The organism is Psychrobacillus sp. FSL K6-2843 (assembly GCF_038626375.1).
Lineage (GTDB): Bacteria > Bacillota > Bacilli > Bacillales_A > Planococcaceae > Psychrobacillus > Psychrobacillus faecigallinarum.
The window spans coordinates 383,619-401,840 of record NZ_CP152021.1 but is presented as its reverse complement, the minus strand read 5'-3'; the positions used below and the strand labels follow the sequence as shown (position 1 = coordinate 401,840).

The window sequence follows — 18,222 nt, the reverse complement described above, 5'->3', positions numbered from 1 at the left end:
CTCTTGAACCATATTCGATTTATGGAATAACTCGCCCCCCTTAGACAGGGACCATGCATTCATCCTTCTCTTCTTTAAACGTTTCCTAGCCATTCACATATAATAAGATGAATAACATTTTAGGAGAGTGGTTCTTTGACACTTTGGATTGATGTGTCTGTTAGCAAGCGTCAGCTAAAGCTTTATGATGCAAGCAAATTACTTAAAACATACCCCATTGCAGTTGGAAAAATTTTAACTCCTACCCCTACAGGCAACTATATAATTATTAATAAAGAAATTGACCCTGGAGGTCCTTATGGAGCGTTGTGGATGGGTCTCTCAAAGCCCCATTATGGCATTCATGGAACTAACGACCCTAGCTCCATTGGTAAAGAGGTTTCGTTAGGTTGTATAAGGATGTACAACGATGATGTTATAGAACTTTCTTCTATGGTCCCTATTCAAACAAATGTATACATTCATAAATGAAAATTTCCAAGTAACTCGCTATATGTTACTAATTACAGACGAAGTGTAAGCCGTATATTAATAAAATTATATCTTCCAATTCACTATGCTAATTAAGTTCCCCTGTACAAATGATCCTACACTTTCCACTTCGTCCAATTTCTAAATATATTTTGTAAGTTTCTTCCCTACTTTTGACTTTCAACCCTTTTACCCTATTCCAATTCGTTTTAGCGATTCATATTAGCATATGACTTCTTGTTCCTACTGTTCCTTCTTATTTGTTCCTCTATGATTGTCTACATATCTTTGTTAAATTAACTTTTTCAGTTGTAATGCTTCCTAAATTTTTTTGATAAACCATAGATCACATCACTGTATGTATTTTGTACCTATTACTCCTTTTTAAGTTTACCTCTTGAAAAGAGAGGTAAGTAAATAAGAAAACTCATTTTAGGGATGACGTTTGTTAATTAAGAAAAAATTTCGGAGGTAATATATATGTTTGCTAAAAATAAACGCGCAAAAATCGGCGCTTTTTCATTGATTTCATTAGGCCTGCTTGGTGCATGTGACAATGATTCAACCAATAAAAACGATGAAGGTCCTGAAGATATCAACGTAGAGGAACAAAATATGGAACAAGAAGTGGATAAATAAAAGGTAGAGATAACAGACGAAGAGATAATGGATATGGATAAAGAATATTTTTTAAAAAATTCAATTAATTGGTTTAAGTTTATTCTTTATGGGTATTTAATAAAAGGAAATATTTTGTTTATCCACAGGATTAAATGAATAAAAAGAACAAAAAGTTATTGAATATACTTGAAAAATATTTAAAACATATAATATGTTTCATTTTTTTCAATTAGAAGTAAAAAAAATGTTTTTACATTAAAATGTTTCGACAAAATCCGCCTTTTTTTCTTACTGTGGATAAAATTACACACAGAACTCACACTAGAAGAGTAAGCATTTGAAATTCTTATAAACAGTTTATACACAACTTATCCATACATTACTGTGGATAAAAAGAACGATTGTTCTATCTGAGATTATTTGGTAAAGTATCTATTATAATAATTATTTAATAAGAAGAACTTTTCTCATATATTACTATTTAACTAACAGGAGGAAAAAACATGAGTAAAATGTCAGATGATTTATTATTAGAATCATATTTTACTGCTAAGGAACTAGAACTTTGCCCCGACTTTTTAGCTCTATTAGAAAGCGAAATTCAACGTCGCTCACTCAAGGTTGATTTATAGTTTTTATCTAAAAGTGAAACTTTCTTTCCATTCCTTCGTATATAGTATAAGGTAATACAGTAGACCCATACTATATCAGCTATTACTATTCAACGGAGGTTAATACATTGAAAAAATTGCTCGTCGCTTTACTTACCATCACACTTGTCTTTTCATCTGTCGGTAGCTTCGTCTTCCAAGATGATATTACTGCTGAAGCAAAAAAGTATAAATCCGGAAAAAAAGGATTTAACTCAAATAACAACTCTAATAACACTAATTCAAATATTCAAAAGGATAAAAAAGATGATACAACAGCAACAAACAAAACTACTAACAACACTACTCCTAAAGGAGGATTTTCTGCAGGGGGACTAATGAAGGGTCTTTTTGTTGGTGGTTTAGCTGGATTACTTTTTGGTAGTCTATTTGCTAATATGGGTATCCTAGGATCTGTATTAGGCTTCTTAATAAATGCAGTGGCAATCATTGTTATTATTGTGCTTGCACTTAAAATCTTCAACATGTTTAAAGACAAGAAGAAAAAAGAGGATCCACACACATGGAGAAACTAGTTATACCAGAACAAAATATTATTAATGCTATTTGCGTCCATTTTGGTCGTAAATTTAATACTACTCCTGAAGAGGTTGAAGTAGAACTAATCTTTGATGATGAGGTTGGTTTTTCCGCAGAAGCTTATATAAATAATCAGCAACATAACTTAAGCACATTAGACATTATCGAATCTCTTCGCCAAACAATGAGAGAATTTTTAAATCTAGATCCTATTACTACAGGAATCGAGCTTGTTTTTGATGAAGAAGAGGGAATTATCGCTATAGTAAGCTAAGAAAAAACCGAAGAATCTTTCTTCGGTTTTTTTCTTGGCTTATTTTTCCTAGCACTTATGTTTTTCATTGCACATTAAAAACCGATGGCTAAAATAGCCATCGGCCGTAAAGTTTAATTATTTTTGTGATCCGTTCATTTGTCCTTGAGCTTGAGCTACTAAACGCTTAGTAATTTCTCCGCCAACGGAACCGTTAGCACGCGCTGTAGATTCTCCTCCAAGTTGCACACCGAATTCTTGAGCGATTTCATATTTCATTTGATCAAGAGCTTGTTTAACACCTGGTACAAGTAGTTTATTGTTGTTGTTTGACATTTTTCTCACCTCCTTGTGAGATTAGATTGTGCCATTTGACTTTATTTATACCAACGAAAATAAGAGGAAATTATTGTTATTTTATAAACCACCGAAACAGAAATTTTTTCTTTTTTAAAGAACAGCTTTAATCAAGCATTATTTATTTATCTTTGGTTAAGCTTTTTATAGAAGTCAATCAATTTAATAATTCCTGTTTTTATGAAAAAGTACGAACTATCAAGATAGGAACAATGATATACAGATGCTTTTTTAAGAATATAATAATTGATTTCCACTCTAGACGGAGGCTTTCCGTGGGGTGATCGATAAGCCATCACCGTCGCATACACTCCTGTTGTGATGGTTTTTCTGCCTCACTCATCCCTCCGGAGTCGCCGCCTGGCGCTACTATCAACAAGTATGAAATGTACGTATTTAACTGGTAAAGTGCTATTAAAGTAATTAAATTATTCAATCTGATTTAAGAATGATTTTTATTTAAACGCACTAATTCGCAAGCTACTTATCTGTTTCTAAACTATTTTTAATTCACTCTTAGTACACTTTATATTCTTACATCATGAATTTCCTGCTCCGCCCATAAATCCCCACTATCAGGTAGAAGTTAAAGAAAACAATAGTTTTTAAAGGTTTTTGTAGCTAAAATAACAAAGCATTACGTTTTTAACTTTCCCCTACTATAAGAAGTATATGAGGTGTAAAAGCATATTTAGCAAACTTATTTAGTAATAATGCACGCTTTGTCACCCTATTTCATAACTTGTAGGGAAACGTTAAAAGGAGTGGGTATTAACATGATTAAAGTACAACCAATAGAAATAGAGGGCAATACTTTTATAGCTGTTTCAGTTGAACTTCCTAAAACTAACTTACTTACCGTGTCCAATGATAAAGGTTATATTATGTGTGGGGCACTAGACATAGGATTGCTCAATGAAAAATTGAAGGATCGTCAAATTATTGCAGGTCGCGCAGTTGGAGTTAAAACAATTGACCAGCTTTTAAACGCTCCATTAGAATCAGTTACATTAGAAGCAATAGAAATGGGAATCACTACTGGAATGGTAGGAAAAGATGCATTATTAAGAATGGTCTAGATAGGAAAATGACTTCGAGTAATTAGTAGGACCGGCAAAATGAATCACTTTTTCTTTCAAATAAAAATTGAACAGAATTTATCACTTCCATACCCTAAGGAAGTCGACGCCTTTTTATAAATTTCATTCATTTTTTGGTGTATCACCAATAATAGAAAAAGTGTCAGCAAGGAAATTCCTTACTGACACTCTTTTAAATTTTGCCGAATTAGTTTGTTAATAAGTTATCAATTTCTTCTTTCTTATCTTCGTTTCCTTTTGCTGGCTCCTCTACATCAGCAGGTTTTTCCACTGACGGCTGTGAAGTCGGTGCATCTACGTTAACATACAGTTTACCTGCTGCTTTTTGACGTGTTTCATTCGCAAAGCCATCAACTGTAATAACCTCAATTACCGCTCCATTAGCTACAGTATCAGCTGGTACTGTCCAATAACCTACATAATGTCCATTTCCAGTTTCCATCATTGGAAGTTCTGTAGCATTTTGTACATTACCCACATTTGTAAGTGGCATATGAATAACAAATGTAGATTTTAATCCTGGTTCACTGTCAAATTCAATTTTAACACTACGTCCAGTTTTAAGGTTTAAATCAGTCGCTGGTTTCAGATTAGAAATTTCTGGAGCTATGGAGTCAGCAGTAACTTTAATTGTTTTTGTTTCTATGTTTCCTGCTCTGTCCTTCGCTTCTACAGTGATTTCATTTAATCCTTCCTCTAAAAGGACACGTTTAGAGAACTTACCATTAGTTACTGTTGCAGCCTGTCCATTTACATGAACATACTCTAAGTTAGCATCTGCAATTGTACCTTCAACAGTAACACTCTCACGATTTGTTTTCTCGCCATCAACTGGTTTAGTAATAGTTAGTTCAGGCTTTTGAGTATCTAAAATAACAGTTACAGGAGCAGACTCCCCAGTTTCACGATCATCCAAATTAGAGACAACTGTAAATTCATTTTCACCTTCTGTTAATACTGCATCAATAGCAAACTTACCATCAGTTCCAACTTCTGTAGATTCTACTACTTCACCATTTTGCTTCAACTCGATTGTTGTAGTTGGTGATGCAGATCCCTCTATTGTAATCTCTTCTTCATTAGTCACTAAACCTTCTTGAGGAGAAGTGATAACTGGGCCAACTACCTCGTAGCTTACACGAGCTCGGATCATGTAGTTACCCTCTGCGGTAGGTGAAGGCGACCATGCACCTGAAACTCCTTGATAGCTTCTGCCAGCATTTGTACCATTTTCATCCGTTCCTAAGCCTGGAGAATTTGGGTTTGCAGTCGTTTGACGATAAACCATATAGAAATCTCCAGTTACTACGATGTTGTGTTCTGTTAGGTCAACAACAGTCCATTCACCATTTCGAAGTGCTGTCGCGTCTACAGGACCAGCTAGCATTTTACCTGGTGTACCATCAGCTCCACTTGCATCCCAAACTTCCACTGCAAATGCAGTTCCACCCGGTACAGGCCATTCAGTAGTCCAGAATTTAAACACACCATCTGTTACAATTCCACTTTCTTTTCCTTCAGGAAGTGACATTTTTACAGCCCATGCATTTCCAGCTGCATTAAATGCTCTAGCATTTTCTGCTGTTCCGTCATCATAACCAATTTCCCCACCTGGGTAAGTGTAGAAAGGCTCTAATGCGATATCTTTTGTAATTGGTTCACCGTCAATACTTACTGGAAGTTCTTGACCATGATATCCACGAGCAATAACTTTAAGAGTGTAGTCTCCTACATAAGCAGTGATAGAGTAGTTACCATTCTCATCCGTTACTACAGGAGTAATATTAGCATCCTCTACAAGCAATATAGTTGCTCCAGCGATTCCTTCGCCTGTAGCAGAATCTGTAATAGTACCACTAACAGTATTTTGCTCTACTTCGTCTAAAGTGAAGTTAGCTGTTGCAGTTCCATCTGCTTCAATCACAACTGATTTTTGCTCAGATGTGAAACCGTAAGCTTCAGCTTTCGCTGTAAATGTTCCAGCTCCATGAGTCATTGAGTAAGAACCATTTGCTGGATCCGTATAAACAGAGCGACCCGATTCAAGAACACTTACTTGAGCACCAAGAGGTAGCAATGTCGGCACAGCTGCATCTTCGCCTACTGGTGGAGCAGCTTTTACTTCAGGTAGTACTGGTTTGATCTTTGTAGGATCTACCGTTTCTTTTTTAGCATCAATATCTTTTTGGTTTTCTCCTTTATTTCCTGCATTTCCAGCATTTCCTGCATTACCTTTGTTTCCAGCATTGCCTTTTGATACTTTACCTGTTTGAGATACATCAGTTAAAGCGACATCATCAATGTACCAACCGTCTCTTTGTACACTTCCATCTGAAAATGCATTAAATCCGATATAGATACGTTGACCAGCATATGCAGATAAATCAACTTCCGCATCTTCCCAAGCAGTGGAAATTCCCGTAACCATTAATAATTGTTCCCAGTTTACTTGATCAGTAGAAACAAATACATGGCCATAATCCCAAGCTCTTCCAGAAGATGCTTGTTCAAAGTTATGCCAATGCTTGAACTGAAGATAAGAGTTTCCTTCAGGTAAATCGATTGGCGGTGCTACAAGCGTGGCATTCATACTGTTTGCATAAAGACCATCTAGATTAGTAGCATATACTTTTTCACCAGATGCAGCATTTCCAGGGCCAGATGTTGGTACTCCCCATTCCCAGCTATCTTGGTTTCCAAAAGAATACCATCCAGTTGGTTGTGATTCAAAATTTTCTGAGTAACCAACAGTAATCCCTGGTTTTACTTGTACAGTATATTCATCACTAGTTACTTCGTTATTTCCAAAATCAGTTACAGTCCAAGTATATTTGAAGGCAGTACCTGTGATTAAATCTCCAGGAATCACTACTGAGTATACTCCAGACTTATAGTCTCCAGATGTGCGACCAGCTTCAATTTCTTGCCATGCACCATTAGCATCTTGGTAATTTAAAACTACAGAAGAAACACTAATATTATCTGTAACATTAGCAGTTAATGTTAAACTCATTCCTTCATAAGTTTCAGTAGGAGCAGAATGTTCAAGTACTGGCGCTTCGTTGTCATCGCCTTCTTGAGTTACTTGTCCTTTTAAAGTTCCAAGACCTGTAAGGATCGAGGAAACAGCTGCTTCAGCATCAACTAATCCATAGCCATAGCCATGGTTTGGAACTGCCGTATATTGGGTATCAGTTAATGGAATAGCTGTATTTAATAAAATTTCTTCCATTTCATCTACAGTCAGGTTTGCATTAACTTGTTTAAGCAATGCAGCTACACCAGATACCGCTGGTCCTGACATAGATGTTCCATTCCAACCACCTTCATAGCCACCACCTGGAATGGATGAACGAATGTTCACACCAGGTGCAGAGATATCAGGTTTAATCTCTGCGTATGGAGATGGACCACGAAGAGAGAAATTTGCAACTTTATTATTAATGTCGATTGCTCCAGTAGCAAAAGACTCAGGATAGTTAGCAGGTGCTGCTACAGAGCCTGCTCCTCCTGGATTTGTAAGAGTAGTATTACCCGCAGAAAACTCAGGGAAAATTTCTGCAGCACGCCAGTTATTTACAACGTCTCGGTACCACTCGTCAAGTCCTGGTCCGCCACCCCAAGAGTTATTTACCACATCCGGAGCTAAATCTACACGTGTATTTCCATTAGCATCAGTTGGGGCTAAAATCCATTGTGCTGCTTCTAAAAGGTCCGCGTCAGACCCACCAGATGAGGTAAACGCTTTAACAGCAATGTACTTAGCACCTGGGGCAACCCCAATTTGGTTTGAGCCATTTGGTTCGCTACCTACCATTGTTCCAGTTACATGCGTACCATGTTCCAAGTCATCATACGGTGTAGCACGAGCTGCTGAGGTTGCATCAAACCAGTTAAAGTCATGGGACACTTGTCCAGTAGCTTTGTTATAGCCACGGTACTTTTCTTTTAGAGCTGGATGATCCCATTGAACTCCAGTATCAATACTCGCAACAACAGTACCTGCTCCATCAATACCCATTTCCCAAACCTCTGGAGCCTTGACCCGTTCAATACTCCACTCTACATTTGCAATTTCTGCCTTAGGCATTACCGCATTTTCTGTTTTAGTGGTAAATAACTGTCGGGTTTCATTAGGAAGTATTTTCTCTACCTCAGGAAAAGTAGCTATTTTTTCGGCAATTTCTTTCGTTGTTGTTACCGACATACCATTAACGATGTAATAGGATTCTAAGTCACTAGCGTTTCCTTTTTCAACTTCCTTCTCAAGAAAATCCATCACAGTTTCTTGAGATTCCATAGAAGTAGACTTTAACTCTGAAACAACCGCTGAGCGCTGAACAAGCTTCGTATTATGAGCGGAAAGGTTTTTACCTTCGGCATTTTCCCTAGCCTCCGCTGCCACTCCTGCCGTATCAGCCTTTTCTTTAAATTTAATCAAAAAGGTTACTTTTTCATCCTGTTTAAAGCTTTCTAGCAATCTACTACTCAGTTTGTCCTGAACAGATATATTACTAGGACTCGACTCTCTCATAGATTGGTGCAGTTTGCTATTAGCCTCTGCACTAGCCACGTTTGGAGCGATCAGTGAAAATGTCATAAGTATAGATGCTGCGATACTAACGGCTTTAGTACGTTTAGTTCGACTATTTTTTCTACTACTCAACTTCCATTCCTCCTCTGATTTTTACTTCATGTCTTTCCCTGCCCGAATAAGTGTCTATACTTTTCTAAAAACACAAAAACACCCTTTCCCCCCTTCCTAATTAATTTAGGCAGAATTCCATGGTGTCTACGAAAGCTCTTGATGTAATTAAAACTATAAAGCAGTAAATATAAATATATTGTCGAAATTTGACACGAATTAGTACATTTTTTCTAATTTGATTGATTAAGACTACTTTCAACTTAATTTAATTAGGTATAAAGAACTTTTTTATTTCTTTGAATTTTCAATGCAGGCTGTACTAATCCTTTGATATGTAAGAATTACCCTTTTATTGAAAATTTACATAAAATCTCTATTAACTAAAAAATAATTAAATAATACTATATTATTCTAAATATTTAAAATATTTTAAGCGGTAATTTCACTTAAAGGAAAAAAGAACTACTTAACTGTTCAAAGGAAACCCTTTTAGAATATAGCTTTACAGTTTCATAAAAAAGTACAACGATTATTAAGCACTATTTATTAAGAAGTTCTAAATACCTGTAATTCTTAAAATGTTTTATTATAGCTACCATTTCAACAGGATTCTCCATTCCATAATTTTAAGAAGAGGTTCTATCTTTCAGAAAATCTGACAAATAATATTTCTCTTAGAAAAATCAAAAAGCGTTAAATACAAGGAATCTCCCTTGAATCTAACGCACTTCTAATATTATTCTACCTTTCAAACGGATTTACTAACGGCCACATACGTACCTTCTTCTTTTTAGAGAAATGTAAAATAGGTTTATCGGACTCGACTGGAATACCTTGAGATGAAAGCATTGTGTTTAAGCTAATATTTGCTTCTGCTTTCTGAAGTAACCAGGGCTGATGCAGAATATCACAGCGACGTAATTCTCCCCTCTTATTGACTGTATATAAGCAATAGCGTTCAGCCATCCATTTTTCAAATGAACTCGCTGGAGCATTATAAGGATCTGAAATTGGTCTGTAGCTACAATTTAATGCCGCTCCACTTTTGTCTAATCTGTTACTTTTATACTTAATAAAAGGATGATTGTAATCCACTTTCATCTCTGAAGTTACATAAGGTAGATGGTATAACGTCCTTGCCCCTCCTACCACAAGAATATTGCTAGCATCCATACTTAAGAAGTAAACACCAGGTTTTTCATCAATAGTTACATAAGTTCTCACATTAATTTCAGGAAAGTTCGCCATTCCTGGTAAAGGTGGGACACCTCTCACTCTACTCCCGGTAATACGAAAAGCTACAATACCCACCCAACCTGTTCCATTATAAGTATCTAATGTTAATTCATCAGGTATTAAGCTTTGGAGGACTTTTAAATCTACTGGATAATGAGCAAACAAAAGATTATTCCAAGTTTGTGTTATTATCCAAGGTATATCGGGCATAGGCCAAAGACGATGACTTTCATCCCATTGAGCTGATTTATCGCTCAAGAAATTTCCCATGTCTTCTATCCTCTTTTCTTTTTAATTAATATATACCCATTATATAAATGGTTATACAAATTTCCATTTTTCTATGTATTATTAAGAATAAAATGCTATTTTTTTAAAATAAATTTACGCAAAAAAATAGCCCCACTTCTTCAACAGTGGGGCCCGATTTCACTTATGGAAACCAGATGAGAAAAACGAAGGGAGATCTTCTTCAGTGATTAACTGTTTCTCATATCGGTATTATACACCTCTAGGTGAATTTTTAAACCGCTAGTTATTTACATAGAAACCAAAATATTAAAGATAAAAAAATATTGAGATTTTCAATGTAAAAATTATGAATGATATAACGATTTTTTTATTAGTGACTGCCTATAACATCCATTTTTTTATCCATAACGACTATAGGCCTTTTTATTAATCAGAAAAGTTTTATTTTAATATTTTTACTGTAACTGTCTTGCGTCCCCAATTAATAGCATCTTCATAGGAAGACATATATATATCAATTGTATTTCCTTTAATAGCTCCACCAGTGTCCCCAGCAATAGCCTCTCCATAACCTTCGACCCAAACTTTTGAACCTAAAGGAATAACAGAAGGATCAACTGAAATAACCTTTTGATTTGGATTGGCATTTAAATCGATTCCAGTGGAAGTAATTCCGGAACACCCTTTACAGGAAGCAGTATATGCAGTAGAAGTTACAGTAATCTCTTTTTCAGAGGTTGACGCCACTGGTTTACTTGAACTAGTAGACGTTGAAGCCGCTGGTTTACTTGAATTAGTAGTGTTTGAGTTGCTGCTTGCAGGACTTTGAGCTGCACTTACCTGTGATTGTACTTTGCCTGCACTAACAACTAATTTGTCTCCAGGATATATTAAATCGTCTATTAGCTGGTTACTAGTCATTAGTTCAGTCACACTCATACCATGCTTGCTGGCAATTCCAGAAATAGTGTCCCCTGAAACAACTGTATAAGTATCAGTGGATTCCCCTAATTTTAATTGTTGAGCTGGGTATATAAGTGTTGTATCGAGATCGTTCCATGCTTGTAAATTTTCCACACTAACATTATTATCTTGTGAAATGGACCAAAGTGTATCGCCTTTTTCTACCGTATGGACACTTGATGCAAAAGCTTGTCCTGCTGTCCCTACTGATAGTGCTGCTATAGCTGTTAGTGCTACAATGTGTTTTTTCATAAAATGAATTTCCTCCTTTTCACTAACGACTCCTAGCATAACACTTAAAGATGTCAAAGCTATTTCAGAATAGTGTTAAAGAGATAATAAATACATGACAGAACCCAAAGGAGTATTACAAATGGTTTCTTACATGAAATCTTTCTAAAAATTTCTAAAAATGATTTTATGAAGAAATGCGCAAGCGCCTGATGTCTGCCCCGACAAGCAAATGGGGAACAGCGAGGAGGCAGTTCCTCAGCCACCGCAGCTTTTTCCCATTTGACCTCGAGGGGCAAGGCGCTGAAGCTAGACAATAAGAAAAGCGCAAGCGCCTATGTCTGCCCCGACAAGCAAATGGGGAACAGCGAGGAGGCAGTTCCTCAGCCACCGCAGCTTTTTCCCATTTGACCTCGAGGGGCAAGGCGCTGAAGCTAGACAATAAGAAAAGCGCAAGCGCCTATCTCTGCCCCGACAAGCAAATGGGGTTATGCCATATGATTTATGAGAAAATCCTAAAAAACTTTTCTATACAAAAAAGCACCTTCCCTTAAAAGGGAAGATGCTTGGCTAGAAAGTTTTATTGAAACTATACTTTAATGGTAAAAGCCGCCTTTGCCGTATCTTATATGAAAGTTTTAAACCACCACTCCTCAAAGTGGGTGTTCGCAGAAACCTTCTATGCATGTCTTCATTGTCTAAAAAGAGAACGAAGCTTGTCATTCCGGCTCTATATAAAACTCCCTGTTACAGCATAAAGGTTAAAACTTAATATTCATACGAACAATGCAGCTTATAGTCATATAATAAACCCATTTTCCCTTAATTTCAAGTGAAATAATTTCTAGTCTTGCCAATTAAGTAAATGTGCTTAGTTAACATTTATGTATAATGGTAATACATACTTGGTTGCGAGGAAGTGAATAAAGATGCCTTATGATCGCAAAAGAGAAGAATGGGAAGAGGACATAGATGATGAAGAATTGCAGCGCTTGGTTTTAGAGGCTCAAGCCGAAGCTCTTCAAAAGGCTGCGAGAGAAAAAAATAATCCAACTCGAAAGCGTCCTTTTCCAAAATGGATCTTTTACGTAATGGCTGCTGTATTATTCGTGAATACTTTTGGTCTTATTTTTCAAATATACTCCATTCCTGCAATTGAATTTTTAAAAACATCTGCGCGCCTTTCAGCTCAAGATGAAGTTTCGGCAGATAAAAAGGCTGTTGTAGTTGTTTTAACAGATGACAGTAAAGGTACTGGTTTTTCTGTTTCAAGTGAGGGAAAAATTATTACAAATAATCATGTAGTAGAAGGAAATAAAAATGTGACAGTTGGCTTCCCTGAGGCAGGCCGTTTTAAAGCAGAAGTTATCCAAACTTTCCCTGAAATCGATTTAGCAGTTTTACAAATCCCTGACGAAGTTGGTCTTCCATATTTAGACTTGGCAGATAGTATGTCGGCTAAGAAAGACGATCATATTACATTCATTGGAAACCCTCTTCGATTTACAAGTATTGCAAATGAAGGAATGCTTATTGAACCTTATCAATTAGTTGACTGGGAAGTGCCGGTCATGATGATGAAGGCACCAGTTTATAGAGGTAATAGCGGAAGTCCTGTATTCAATGAAAATGGCCTAGTAATTGGTGTAGTTTTTGCTACATTAAATCACGAGGAGCATGGAAAAGTCGGACTTTTTATACCTATAGATGAGTATTACAAGGTAACTAAATAAAGTAAAAAAATATTTTTATGTGAGTTAATCTCGCAAATCCCATCCCTAACCATAGGCAAACGACGCGAATGTGACGATGATGGCTTATCGCTCCCCACGCGGAGGAAGGTGTCCACCTAAAGTGGAAATCGATTATACTTTATTCATTGTAAATATATAGATACCATTAATTATTTTTCTATTGTTCGTTTTTACATAAATAGAAATTATGAAATTGATTCAAAAAGAGAAGCCCACCACATAAGGTGAGCTTCACTCTTTAGTTCAAATATTTTTTTCTCCAGTTCAATCGTTCTTTTTCATTTAACTGTTCTTCTAGAACTTCATCCCACCGATCCGTAAGCGTGTTCCATACTCTTGCAAAGAATAGGTCATCACTTTCGTTATAAACGATGTATTCTAAGCATGGGATGTCATCAATATACAATTCAGAAGATGTAATAATCTCGGAAATGATAATCAGCGGAGCGTCTCCTTCTGTCACTTCAACTTTAGATTCTTCAACCGCTTCTAATAACAACCTATCTTCTAATAGTAGTTTCTTTTTTTCTTCTTTCGCATATCTATATACTTCAAGCAACTCCTCGCCCTCAGAAGCAGGCTTAATCTCTCCTTTTAAAAAGGCTTCGTGGCTAGGACTATACAGGATATTTTGTGTGCCAGGTTCCTGCTCTTCTTCAAAGATCCCCTCTTCCAGCTGCTGGATTCCCTTGCTCGTTAAAGAAATAGAATCCTCTTCCTTCTCTATCAAACCTGATTTCTTCATGACATCTATTAAATCATCGATGAATAAATTCTCTACAAGTAATAGCTCACTAAGCTGCATAGAAGATGTGATGTCTGTCTTTTGAAAGGAAATCAGCATTATTTTCATCAGGACATCCATCTTCGTACGCTTAATACGTTTGTACTCAACCTCAATTGTATGAATTGGAACACACCATAGAAAAGATTCCATTATTTTTAGTTTTGAATTCTGTTGAATTTCCTGCTTCAAACGATTTTGTAATGATTGCATCATTTAACTCCTATTTGGCTCCCTTGATCGATCATTTCAGGATTACGGAAGCCTTCCTTCTCTTTTACAATTCTTTTCAGACGGCCGTACATTTCTCTAGAGCTTTTTTGTTTAGCCCGTTTCGTGAACATTTCTACACTACCGACTAGGATTAACAGCTCTCTAGCCCTTGATAAAGCTACATTTAGTCGTCGGTAATCGTTGGCAAACCCGATATCTCCACTCTTATCTTGGTTGTTTCGTACCATACTCAATATGATGACGTCCATTTCCATTCCTTGAAATTTATCGACTGTTCCTGTTCTAAAATTTAAATGCTTTAAGTTCAATTCCTGTTGGATGAGACGATCAATTCTTTTTACCTGTTCCCCATAAAAACTAATGACTCCTATGCTTTTCTTTTCATGTTGCTCCATTTTTCCCTCTGCCTTAGCGGTTTCTGTTGCTTTATTCAAATCAATAAGAATTTTTCTAATGGAATCGAGCTCCGCCTGATTGAAGCGACTCTTACCGTTTTTCATACGTTCTTCAAAGTATCGCTTCTCATTAGGCATGTCCACCCAAAGAAGATGGTCTTTTCTTTTAACTATATTTGAATCCAGCAAATGATCGCGCATTGCATCTGAATCAGATAGACCGCATTGTAATCGGTAATTTTCTTCTTCATAGAATGGAGTAATGGTTTCCATAATACTCTCATGCATTCGATATTGAATGGCAAGCATGGTTTTATTGCTTTTAGGCAGGTTTTTGAACAATCGTTCGAATAGAGACTCCTTCAACAGCTTTTTCAATTCCTCTTTTTCTTCCAAGCTGTCGCTCTCTTCCAAAATAGCCTGAAGGGTCTCATCCAATGTATCCTCCCCAACAAGTGGAGGTAACTGATGATGGTCGCCAACTAGAATAATCTTCTTGCCCTTGAGCATAGGCAGTAGCAATTCCGGTGGGGTCGCTTTCGAAACCTCGTCAATAATCACTACATCGAAGGTTGGGTAGTTTTCCATGAATTCCTTACGAGCCGAAGCTACACAAGTTGTACCAATTACATTTGCATGACGGACATATAATTTACGGATTTCCTCTAAATCATGGTCATTCGCATCCTGTAGCAAGGAGTACCATTCATCTTGAAGAGCTTGTGTAACCGGCAGACTATCCAATTGCTGTTTAAGCTTTCCTGCCTCTTGGACTAGTTCTACTATCTTTTCTTTAGATTTTTTTAAAGCCGTTTCTGGATTTTGTAGAATAATTTCATCCAAAGCCTTTAAATGTCTTTCTTGCTCCAAGCCCTGTGCATTCACTTTCTTGCTTTCTAATTCTTTTTCTTGGAGAATTGTTTCCTTCTCTATAACTTGAGTGTTTATGTTCTCCCAGTCACTCTTTTTATGAACAAGTTGTTCCATATAGGATGAAATCTTTTCGAATGTACTGGTAAGTGTTTCTCGCTTCTTCTCCATGTCTGATAAGCTAGAACTCAATATGGCTAACATTGGAATATTTTCATACATCTCTATATCTTCATAAGTTTGTTGAATTTTTTGTTCTAACATTGCAAGACGATTCTTTTGAGTTGATCCCATATCGATTAATGTATTTGTCTGTTTTTGTAGAGTGATTAATGCATTGTCCAATTCGCTACCTACTTGTGTTTTAATAGCTTGATACTTAGAAATAGAATTGTTTTTCGAAAATTGTACATTTGCTTGCTGCTTCAATACGTATTTTTCTCGAACGTACAAGCCCTCAAGTAAAATAGCTAATTTTTCAGTAGTAAGCTCATCCTCATCTGATGTCATAATATGCTTCAGTCGGTTCATAAATTGATGAATCTCTTTCACTGTATAGGTTGAATCAAATACGATTCCACTTCTTCCCATATTATTTTTTACATTTTCAACAGGGAACTTATACTTTCTTAACAGTTTTTCGATAAACTCGATTGCTGATTGCAAACGAGCATATAAATCTTGCCAATCCGCAGAAGATTTAATATTCTCAATCAACACATCTAGTTCTTCCATCTGTCGTTTTACAAGAGATGAAGGTGTAATTTCACAACGCTCCATCCTCTCTTTCAATTCATCAACCTTACGAATTGTCTCAATTTCTTTCCTAAAAGTTTCTAAAGCACCCAATTTCTTATGGAGCAGGTGATATTGTTCTCTCGTTTCTTCTATTTCTTTTTTTGTTCTTTGTAAGGAATCCATTGTCTCTTTAAACAGTATTTTTTCATGTGTATTTTCTATTTCTTTTGTCAGCTGACCTATTTGCTCAGTTACCTCTTGGGCAGTTGGATTTTCTTCTACGAATTTATCCATTTTTTCTATTTCTTCAGCCAGCTGTTCCGAGCGAGTACGAAGAGGTAGCAAGGAAGCCTCTATTTCCTCTCGTTCCTTTTTTAACAATACCAATGCTTTTTTTAGCTTTCTTATTTCATTATTACGTTCATCGTGCTCAGCCTGTGCTATGACTTTTCTTTCGATAGCCTCCTCTAAGCGTAGCTGCTCTTCTTTAATACTTTTCTCTTCTGAATAAATGTCGGCTAGCTGTTGCTTTAGAGTTCCCTCTTTAGAAGCTTGTTTCTCTAGTTCAGCCTTCAGTGTGGCTAGCGTTTGCTCTTTCCAATACTGGCCAACATTTTCTTCTATAAATCTTTTCCCTTCCTCTTCTATACTTTCCGTTCGGCCAAAACGCAAGATACGTATCTCTTTATTGGAAAGCAGTCTACTCAGAGCATTGTCTACTGCTAAGTTGGACTGTGATGCTACAAGTGTGCGAAGCCCTGCTTTAGCATTTTGCTGACATATTTCGGAGATAACTGTTGTTTTACCCGTCCCTGGAGGACCTTGTATCACGTAAAGATCCTCTGCTGACATTGCCCCAACAACTGCTTCCTGTTGAAACTCATTTAGGCGATTATGAAATTCAAGTTCCTTTTGTTTATTTGTAATCCTAATAGTAGGGCGGTCCTCAAACAGAATTTTTTCAAGATTAGCATTTGCTGCCAAACCATTTTGCAGGTCTTCAAAACCCTTTCGCAGTCTACGTATTTGACTTAAAGTCGCAAAGTTACTAAAGACCACTTCCTTGAACTTAGGGTGTAAACTATTTTTTCTTGCCATTTCTCTATATTTCGGCCTTAGCTCTATCTCAATTATATTCTTGCCACGGTCTGCCTTTAGAACATCACCTATATCATTTTGATAACCTTTAAAGCTAATACTTAGACCTTTTATTTTGTTCCATTCGTCCCCATTCACTTCACTGCCCATTAAAGAAACTCTACTAAAGTCTTCATTAAACTGAATTCTAGAAAAACTAGCAGTAATATCGGCAATATCGGCGTTTAGTTCCTGTATTTTTAAATAGCCTTCCCAGCTCGAGATCCGCTTTTTAACATATTCGGAGCGTTCTTCTGCTACAGGCAGCTCCCTTATTCTTGTATGTAGTTGTATAGGAAGTCCTGCACCATTATTTTTTTCGGTGACAAATGTAAGGCTTACCGGTAGTCTTCTATTCGTTTGGATAGGAACTCGAGCACCTCTTAAATGGAATCCAGTTGCCAAAAACCCATTATTCTGTAGCACACAGTCCATTACAGCTACTTTGCCACCAAGTTTTTCTGTCAGTGCGACATTCTCTATGTTGTCAAAATATAATGCAATAGATATATTTCCTTGATTGTTAACTGGACGTTTCTCAATATAAACACGAAACTCTCTTTGTATATTAAAAAAGTCATGTTCATCAGTTGACCATTCCTGGATTCCTTTGCGAGCATTATTCGTTATCATCAGGTTGCAGCGCATTGTTTTTTCTAGGGTTGAAGCATTACTCATGAACAGACCTCCTTGGTTAATTTTTTTAGTCCAACTTATATATGTTAGCATTTTTTAAGGAAATCTTAAATTATCATTTAACAATTTGATTTGGTGATATTTAGAAATAAACATTTTAGTAAAAAATTATTTTAAATAAAGCCTTCTCAAAAATACCGCTATGCCCAATAACCTGAGGTTCAATCCTTTCCTAGGAAAGGTGGAATTAATAAACTAATTTTAGTGCAACAATTAAATTTAAAGCTTTAAATATTATATAAATATATTTTTAGAAAAATGTAAATTTTGTGAATTTTTTATTGATATTTGG

General features: G+C 36.3%; 13 protein-coding genes and 1 other RNA gene. 7 read left to right on the top strand and 7 right to left on the bottom strand.

Annotation, left to right across the window (positions count from 1 at the left end; genetic code table 11):
• The first annotated feature begins 135 nt into the window (after nt 1-135).
• The 5 genes from MKY94_RS02005 (at nt 136) to MKY94_RS01985 (ending at nt 2,556) form a co-directional block, all read left to right on the top strand.
• Nucleotides 136-471, top strand: coding sequence for a L,D-transpeptidase (locus MKY94_RS02005; RefSeq protein WP_144538506.1), 336 nt, complete (start codon nt 136-138; stop codon nt 469-471).
• A gap of 480 nt (nt 472-951) precedes the next feature.
• Nucleotides 952-1,110, top strand: coding sequence for a hypothetical protein (locus tag MKY94_RS02000; protein WP_154311746.1), 159 nt, complete (start codon nt 952-954; stop codon nt 1,108-1,110).
• 485 nt (nt 1,111-1,595) lie between these two features.
• Nucleotides 1,596-1,724, top strand: a complete 129-nt coding sequence (locus MKY94_RS01995) for a sporulation histidine kinase inhibitor Sda (RefSeq protein WP_144538505.1) — start codon at nt 1,596-1,598, stop codon at nt 1,722-1,724.
• A gap of 107 nt (nt 1,725-1,831) precedes the next feature.
• The gene (locus MKY94_RS01990; protein WP_144538504.1) at nt 1,832-2,278 is read left to right on the top strand and encodes a hypothetical protein; all 447 of its coding nucleotides are present in this window, start codon (nt 1,832-1,834) and stop codon (nt 2,276-2,278) included.
• The gene (locus MKY94_RS01985) at nt 2,266-2,556 is read left to right on the top strand and encodes a DUF2653 family protein (protein WP_144538503.1); all 291 of its coding nucleotides are present in this window, start codon (nt 2,266-2,268) and stop codon (nt 2,554-2,556) included. The genes MKY94_RS01990 and MKY94_RS01985 overlap by 13 nt, the downstream gene beginning before the upstream one ends.
• A 117-nt stretch (nt 2,557-2,673) precedes the next feature.
• Here MKY94_RS01985 and MKY94_RS01980 read toward each other — a convergent pair whose 3' ends face one another.
• Nucleotides 2,674-2,871 (bottom strand): alpha/beta-type small acid-soluble spore protein, encoded by a 198-nt coding sequence (locus MKY94_RS01980; protein WP_144538502.1) that lies wholly within the window; start codon nt 2,869-2,871, stop codon nt 2,674-2,676.
• A 797-nt stretch (nt 2,872-3,668) separates the two neighbouring features.
• Here MKY94_RS01980 and MKY94_RS01975 point away from each other — a divergent pair.
• Entirely contained in the window at nt 3,669-3,971 is a 303-nt protein-coding gene (locus MKY94_RS01975) for a DUF1805 domain-containing protein (protein ID WP_144538501.1), read from the top strand.
• A gap of 208 nt (nt 3,972-4,179) precedes the next feature.
• Here MKY94_RS01975 and MKY94_RS01970 read toward each other — a convergent pair whose 3' ends face one another.
• The 4 genes from MKY94_RS01970 to ssrS form a co-directional block, all read right to left on the bottom strand.
• On the bottom strand, nt 4,180-8,592 hold the full coding sequence (locus MKY94_RS01970) for a S8 family serine peptidase (protein ID WP_342578644.1): 4,413 nt from the start codon (nt 8,590-8,592) through the stop codon (nt 4,180-4,182).
• A gap of 789 nt (nt 8,593-9,381) precedes the next feature.
• Nucleotides 9,382-10,146 carry a DUF2071 domain-containing protein gene (locus tag MKY94_RS01965; protein WP_342577917.1) on the bottom strand — a complete coding sequence of 255 codons (765 nt, stop codon included), beginning with the start codon at nt 10,144-10,146 and terminating at the stop codon, nt 9,382-9,384.
• Nucleotides 10,147-10,569: 423 nt separating this feature from the next.
• A complete protein-coding gene (locus MKY94_RS01960; protein WP_342577915.1) occupies nt 10,570-11,343 on the bottom strand; it encodes a LysM peptidoglycan-binding domain-containing protein in 774 nt (257 codons plus the stop codon).
• A gap of 581 nt (nt 11,344-11,924) precedes the next feature.
• Nucleotides 11,925-12,120, bottom strand: a non-coding RNA gene (gene ssrS / locus MKY94_RS01955) — 6S RNA.
• A 131-nt stretch (nt 12,121-12,251) separates the two neighbouring features.
• On the opposite strand from ssrS, the gene MKY94_RS01950 reads away from it, so the two are divergent.
• The gene (locus MKY94_RS01950; RefSeq protein WP_154311750.1) at nt 12,252-13,055 is read left to right on the top strand and encodes a serine protease; all 804 of its coding nucleotides are present in this window, start codon (nt 12,252-12,254) and stop codon (nt 13,053-13,055) included.
• Between the two features lie 259 nt (nt 13,056-13,314).
• Here MKY94_RS01950 and MKY94_RS01945 read toward each other — a convergent pair whose 3' ends face one another.
• Together MKY94_RS01945 and MKY94_RS01940 are read right to left on the bottom strand one after the other, a co-directional pair.
• Nucleotides 13,315-14,076, bottom strand: a complete 762-nt coding sequence (locus MKY94_RS01945) for a hypothetical protein (protein WP_342577914.1) — start codon at nt 14,074-14,076, stop codon at nt 13,315-13,317.
• Nucleotides 14,073-17,912, bottom strand: a complete 3,840-nt coding sequence (locus MKY94_RS01940; RefSeq protein ID WP_342577913.1) for an AAA domain-containing protein — start codon at nt 17,910-17,912, stop codon at nt 14,073-14,075. Before MKY94_RS01940 ends, MKY94_RS01945 begins: the two co-directional genes overlap by 4 nt.
• Between the last annotated feature and the right edge of the window lie 310 nt (nt 17,913-18,222).

Bases quoted from the DNA above. Each gene is read 5' to 3' on its own strand.
- MKY94_RS02000 (WP_154311746.1), top strand. From the start codon at position 952: ATGTTTGCTAAAAATAAACGCGCAAAAATCGGCGCTTTTTCATTGATT.
- MKY94_RS01950 (WP_154311750.1), top strand. From the start codon at position 12,252: ATGCCTTATGATCGCAAAAGAGAAGAATGGGAAGAGGACATAGATGAT.
- MKY94_RS01980 (WP_144538502.1), bottom strand. From the start codon at position 2,871: ATGTCAAACAACAACAATAAACTACTTGTACCAGGTGTTAAACAAGCT.
- MKY94_RS01945 (WP_342577914.1), bottom strand. From the start codon at position 14,076: ATGATGCAATCATTACAAAATCGTTTGAAGCAGGAAATTCAACAGAAT.
- MKY94_RS01965 (WP_342577917.1), bottom strand. From the start codon at position 10,146: ATGGGAAATTTCTTGAGCGATAAATCAGCTCAATGGGATGAAAGTCAT.
- MKY94_RS01985 (WP_144538503.1), top strand. From the start codon at position 2,266: ATGGAGAAACTAGTTATACCAGAACAAAATATTATTAATGCTATTTGC.
- MKY94_RS01995 (WP_144538505.1), top strand. From the start codon at position 1,596: ATGAGTAAAATGTCAGATGATTTATTATTAGAATCATATTTTACTGCT.
- MKY94_RS01940 (WP_342577913.1), bottom strand. From the start codon at position 17,912: ATGAGTAATGCTTCAACCCTAGAAAAAACAATGCGCTGCAACCTGATG.
- MKY94_RS01970 (WP_342578644.1), bottom strand. From the start codon at position 8,592: ATGACATTTTCACTGATCGCTCCAAACGTGGCTAGTGCAGAGGCTAAT.
- MKY94_RS01975 (WP_144538501.1), top strand. From the start codon at position 3,669: ATGATTAAAGTACAACCAATAGAAATAGAGGGCAATACTTTTATAGCT.
- MKY94_RS01960 (WP_342577915.1), bottom strand. From the start codon at position 11,343: ATGAAAAAACACATTGTAGCACTAACAGCTATAGCAGCACTATCAGTA.